The following is a 5582-nucleotide window of genomic DNA, read 5'->3' on the forward strand; positions in this document are numbered from 1 at the left end:
TTGTCGTGGCGCTCAGTCCGGCCAGCCAGCGCCGCGCGCTGGAACTGACGCGCTACTATCATCTCGAGGTCGAATACTGGCCGATCCTCGACCCCACCGGTCTGGGCGAGACGCGCGAGGCCAAGCTTGAAAGCTATCGCGCCGCCCGCGACCAGATCATCACCCGCCTCGTTGAGCGGTGGGGGCCTGCAAAGGAGGGCACCTGATGCAGGTCGTGAGTGACTATTTCGACGCGTTCAACACAGGCGATGTCACCGTCATGCTGGCCTGCCTGACCGATGACGTGGCCCACCATGTGAACGAGGGGCAGGTGCGCAAAGGCAAGGACCTGTTCGGTGCGTTTTGCACCCACATGAACCGGTGCTATGCCGAGACTCTCACCGACATGGTCGTGTTCTCGGCCGCTGAGGGCACACGTGCGGCCGCCGAATACACTGTCAATGGCACCTACCTACAAACCGATGAAGGGCTGCCCGAGGCAAACGGCCAGACCTATTGCCTGCCCGCCGGGTCCTTCTTTGACATCCGTGATGGCAAGATCGCCCGCGTGACCACCTATTACAACCTTGCGGATTGGGTGCGACAGGTCGGGGCATGAGGATCGAGACACTGACCGGGCCCGCCTTGACCGAGGCGCTGGATGAGGTGGCAAAGCTGCGCCTCGCTGTGTTTCGGGACTGGCCCTATCTCTATGAAGGCGATGCAGCGTACGAACGCCGTTACCTCGAGGTTTATGAGCAAAGCGACCGCGCGGTCGTTGTTGCCGCCTATGATGGCGACTGGATGGTGGGGGCGGCGACGGCGGCACCCTTGGCGGAACATGCCGATGCGTTCGCGGACGCGTTCGACGGCACGGACTTCAACGTGAATGCCTGTTTCTATTGCGGAGAAAGCGTGCTGCTGCCGCGTTTTCGCGGTCGTGGGGTCGGGCACCGCTTTTTCGATGTACGTGAGGCCCATGCGCGGGATCTGGGTTATGCGAGTATGTGCTTCGCCTCGGTCCTGCGACCGCCGGACCACCCCTTGCGACCCAGCGCGTACCGCCCTCTCGATCCCTTTTGGGAAGGGCGGGGATACAAACGCATGCCGGGCGCCGTGGCCCAGTTCATGTGGAAGGACGTTGATCAGGCGGGCGAAACCGAAAAGCCGCTGCAGTTCTGGGTCAAGGACCTTTAGCTCAGGTACATTGCCGTGCTGCGCTGTCGCTGTAGTCTTTCCAGCGGCGCCAGAACCGTTCGTCCGAGGCCCGGTCGGACACACGCACCTCTTGCGCCTGCTGCGGGTTGCTGAAGAACCCGGCGCCGCGGCTTTGATCCGAGGAACTCAGCGATTGGTTGGCAACGGCCTGCACGCAGCCACAGCGTGTCCGGCTGGCCTGGTCCCGTCCGCCACTGCGGCACGCGGAATAGATTGGGCCGGTGGCAAACAGCACCGGAGTCGCGGGAACGGCCCGCGCACTGGAATAGGAGGATCCACCGCCACATGCGGCCAATCCAAGGGCAGCCGCCCCGGCAATGATCGTGGTCGAGAGTTTCATGTCTCTGCTCGTCTCTGCTGTGGCGGGTTGGCCCGCTCTGAATGCGAAAACTATGCCGCAAACTTAGGCGAAGGGCAATTCACGAACAAGCGCGCGGTCGCAGGCCGCGCGCGTCGCCCGGCAGGGTATCGGCGTCAGCCGATGCACGAGAGGGCAAGCGCTGATCCATTCCCCTTATGAACACCGTGCGCATAACGCGGCCGCAGGCCGCGCACGTCACCCGGCAGTGTATCGGTGTTAGCCGATGCACGAGAGGGCAACACCGCTTCCAAATACAAGCAGGCCCAACCCACACCGCACAAATTCCCGCGCCTTTTAGGGAAAAACCCGCCGATGCGCAGGCAGTTGATTTGACCAGACAGGCCCGTCTGTTTATGTCATTTGCAAAAGATCGGAGAGCAGAATGAACCGCACCCGTTTGATCCTATTGGCCGTCGTGGCCGCCACCACACTCGCCGCCTGCGAAACCGCCAAAGGTGTCGGACGCGACATCACGCGCGCAGCGGATGCAGTAGACCGGGCGATCTAAGCGCGCAGGCGCAGCCACTGCGCGTAACCTCGACAGGGTATCGTTGTATCCGATGCACAAGCCGAGAAAGCGTTGGTTCTGGCGCACTTCGGTATGGCGGGGTTTCACCCGTCGACGCATTGCCACACTATTCCAGACATGTCCGCCAAGCCCGCCGCGCAGCGGCAGGCCCTCCCACTGCCTGTCGATTGGCCCTTCTTGGTGCTTCGGTGAACCGGAAGATGTACTTGGCAGCCATAAAGCGCTTCTTCACAAGGGTTGGATCGACAGTCCGGGGCCTGCCGCTGCGCAGTGTGATGCCGTGATCAAAATCAAAAGTAACAGTGCCCATTCGTTTGATCCACTTTGCCCGGCGGCAGCGCCGGGCTGCGCCCGACGCTCAAGGTTTTGAACAACGGGAACAAAATCCGTATGGCAGGCGGCAGCTTGCCATCACCGTTGCGATTAACTGGCAATACGCAGTCCGAATAGCCCCTTTTTCTGACCATGTCCCTTCAGACGTGCACGAATGTCGTCGAATTTCGGCATTTGCCGGTGTGATCCGCCAAGAAAGATCACCGGGTCCATCTCAAGCAACGTCTGACCGGCGCTACGTACGTCGTCCAGCGCCAGCTCCATATAGGCCGATATGTTATCATCAATGGTGACACCGTGGCCTTCGATGATACCGTCTGAAAGCCGCTCTACACGTGATCTCAAGTTGTCCTTTTGCATCAGCAATTCGGACCGTGCACGTTGCTTTGCCGCGTCCAACTCGTGCGCTTGCATATCCGTGGCCGTAGCCCGCATCGTGTCGGCGATGATCTCTGCAATCTCTTTCATCTTGCGGGCCTCGCCCCAGACCGTCAGGTCAAAGATGCAGCGATTTGCAGGCTCCAACCAGTCTGTCCAGCAGCTGTAGACCAGACCACGCTTTTCGCGCAGCTCCTCCATCAGCCGGGAATGGCCATGGCCGCCCAAAATGCTCGAATACATGTCAAAGGGCCGCCACGCGTCATAGCTCAGGTGCGTGAGGTCGTAGTTCACGGCAATCGCGGCACGATCCCCACCCGATCCCACCAGGATTTCCCCCGGTTGGAACTGGAATTCCGGCATCGGTGTCGCTGGCCCGCTAGGCAATTCGGCAAAAGCGCGTTCGGCTTGGGCCACAACCTCGACGTGATCCACATCACCGGCAACAACGACAACAGTGTTGCCAGGTGTGTAATGACGCTGGTGATAGGCCACCAGATCGTCACGTGTAATAGCTTCGATCGTGTCTTCGTATCCGATGATGGGATGGCGGATACTTTGATCCGGATAGGCCTCGCCATAGGATGCGTCGCGCATCGTGCATCCGCTGCATCCACGGCAGTTTTCCTGTTCGACGATGTCTTTTTCCAAGGCGATGTCTTCGTCGCGCAGCGCTGGTTGAGACAGCATTTCGCCCAATAGTTCCAGCGTTTGTCCGGTTCCCTCTTTCAGCACTTCGCCGGTGTAGATCGTTTTGCCCTCGTTGGTGCATCCATTCAGTTCGGCTCCGATCAAGCCGGTGCGCAATTGCAGATCGCGTTCCGATGAGCTTTGCGTGCTGCGGAAGATCAAATGCTCCAACAGGTGGGAAATCCCTTGTTTGCCCTCGGGTTCATGCACGGACCCGACCTGCACCGTTACGGCCATTGCGACCCCATTGAAATGGGGCACGCGATCAGTGGCCACGACGAGCCCATTCTCAAGCGTCGTTTTCTGCATGCTGGATGTCATGAAGCCTCTCCTCAAAGTAGTATTTGCCTGAGGTGACGCTGAATTGTGTCACTATGATGGAAAAGGTCGGATTTTTGTAGATGCACCGAATTGCACGAGGCAACAGGCCGCGTGAACGCAGCATTGCCAAAGTGCTGAAACCGCGCCATATCCCACCCATGACACCGCTCTCACATATCCGCAATTTCTCCATCGTCGCGCATATCGACCACGGGAAATCGACCCTTGCCGACCGGCTCATCCAGTCCACCAACACTGTGGCCGACCGGGACATGAAGGAACAGTTGCTCGACAGCATGGATATCGAACGCGAGCGGGGCATCACCATCAAGGCCAACACCGTGCGCATCGACTACACAGCGCAGGATGGTGAGCAATATGTCCTGAACCTAATCGACACCCCCGGTCACGTGGACTTTGCCTACGAGGTTTCCCGCTCCATGCGCGCCGTTGAAGGTTCGCTTCTGGTTGTGGACAGCACCCAAGGGGTCGAGGCGCAGACGCTCGCCAACGTCTACCAGGCCATCGACGCTGATCACGAAATTGTCCCTGTTTTCAACAAGATAGATCTTCCTGCCTCGGACATCGACCGCGTCGCTGAACAGGTCGAAGACGTGATCGGCATCGACGCCTCGGGCGCCATCGCCGTCTCCGCCAAGACGGGCGAGGGGATCATGGAGACGCTGGAATCCATCGTCACCCAACTCCCCGCGCCCCAAGGCAACCCCGACGCCGATCTCAAGGCCATGCTGGTCGACAGCTGGTACGACAGCTACCTCGGCGTCATCGTTCTGATCCGCGTCATCGACGGGCGGTTGAAAAAGGGCGAGAAGATCAAGTTCGTCTCGAACGGCACCATCCACCACGTCGACCGCGTGGGCGTCTTCCGCCCGGCCATGCAGAACGTGGACTCACTCGGGCCCGGCGAAATCGGCTTCCTCACGGCCTCCATCAAACAGGTCCGCGACACCCGCGTCGGCGACACAATCACCCACGAACGCAAGGAAGTCGAACCGCTCCCCGGCTTTAAACCCGCCCAACCGGTCGTCTTCTGCGGCCTCTTCCCCGTGGACTCTGCCGAGTTCGAAGACCTCCGCGACGCCATCGACAAACTCGCCCTCAACGACGCGTCCTTCAGCTTCGAAATGGAAACCTCCGCCGCTCTCGGCTTCGGGTTCCGCTGCGGCTTCCTCGGGCTCCTGCACCTCGAAGTGATCCGCGACCGGATCGAGCGGGAATACGGCATCGAGCTGATCACCACCGCGCCGTCGGTCATCTACCACGTCCACATGCGTGATGGGTCGATGATGGAGCTGCACAACCCTGCCGACATGCCCGATCTCACCCATGTCGACCACCTCGAAGAGCCGCGGATCAAGGCCACGATCCTCGTCCCCGACGACTACCTCGGCGACGTGCTGAAACTCTGCCAGGACCGCCGCGGCATACAGGAAGACCTCACCTACGCCGGCTCCCGCGCCATGGTCGTCTATGACCTGCCGCTGAACGAGGTGGTGTTCGACTTCTACGACCGTCTGAAATCGGTGACCAAGGGCTATGCGTCCTTCGACTACCAACTGACGGGCTACCGCACGGACAACCTGGTGAAAATGTCGATCCTGGTGAATGACGAACCGGTGGACGCCCTGTCGATCATGGTCCACCGCGACCGGGCCGAGATGCGCGGACGCGCCATGGTCGAAAAGCTCAAAGACCTGATCCCCCGCCACATGTTCAAAATCCCGATCCAGGCGGCGATTGGCGGCAAGGTCA

Annotated in this window: 6 protein-coding genes and 1 pseudogene; 5 read left to right on the forward strand and 2 right to left on the reverse strand. The window is 60.2% G+C overall.

Annotation, left to right across the window (positions count from 1 at the left end):
• The 3 genes and pseudogenes from AC6RA8_RS20665 to AC6RA8_RS20675 form a co-directional block, all read left to right on the forward strand.
• Positions 1 to 206 (forward strand): annotated as a pseudogene (locus AC6RA8_RS20665) (low molecular weight phosphatase family protein); the annotation flags it as partial.
• Complete coding sequence (locus AC6RA8_RS20670; RefSeq protein ID WP_500355471.1) at positions 206 to 598, forward strand: ketosteroid isomerase-related protein; 393 nt, start codon at positions 206 to 208, stop codon at positions 596 to 598. The pseudogene AC6RA8_RS20665 and the gene AC6RA8_RS20670, both read left to right, overlap by 1 nt.
• Positions 595 to 1176 (forward strand): GNAT family N-acetyltransferase, encoded by a 582-nt coding sequence (locus AC6RA8_RS20675; protein WP_500355473.1) that lies wholly within the window; start codon positions 595 to 597, stop codon positions 1174 to 1176. The genes AC6RA8_RS20670 and AC6RA8_RS20675 overlap by 4 nt, the downstream gene beginning before the upstream one ends.
• Before the next feature lies 1 nt (position 1177).
• Here the strand turns inward: AC6RA8_RS20675 and AC6RA8_RS20680 are convergent, their stop codons facing one another.
• Positions 1178 to 1537, reverse strand: a complete 360-nt coding sequence (locus tag AC6RA8_RS20680; RefSeq protein WP_500355475.1) for a hypothetical protein — start codon at positions 1535 to 1537, stop codon at positions 1178 to 1180.
• 403 nt (positions 1538 to 1940) lie between these two features.
• Between AC6RA8_RS20680 and AC6RA8_RS20685 the strand changes: the two genes are divergently transcribed.
• The gene (locus AC6RA8_RS20685) at positions 1941 to 2066 is read left to right on the forward strand and encodes an EcnA/B family entericidin (RefSeq protein ID WP_299771507.1); all 126 of its coding nucleotides are present in this window, start codon (positions 1941 to 1943) and stop codon (positions 2064 to 2066) included.
• A 444-nt stretch (positions 2067 to 2510) separates the two neighbouring features.
• Here the strand turns inward: AC6RA8_RS20685 and AC6RA8_RS20690 are convergent, their stop codons facing one another.
• A complete protein-coding gene (locus tag AC6RA8_RS20690; RefSeq protein ID WP_500355477.1) occupies positions 2511 to 3809 on the reverse strand; it encodes a M16 family metallopeptidase in 1299 nt (432 codons plus the stop codon).
• A 158-nt stretch (positions 3810 to 3967) separates the two neighbouring features.
• On the opposite strand from AC6RA8_RS20690, the gene lepA reads away from it, so the two are divergent.
• Positions 3968 to 5582: translation elongation factor 4 (lepA, locus tag AC6RA8_RS20695; protein WP_500355479.1), on the forward strand; the 1615-nt coding region annotated here is incomplete at its 3' end.

The organism is Tateyamaria sp., assembly GCF_059783535.1.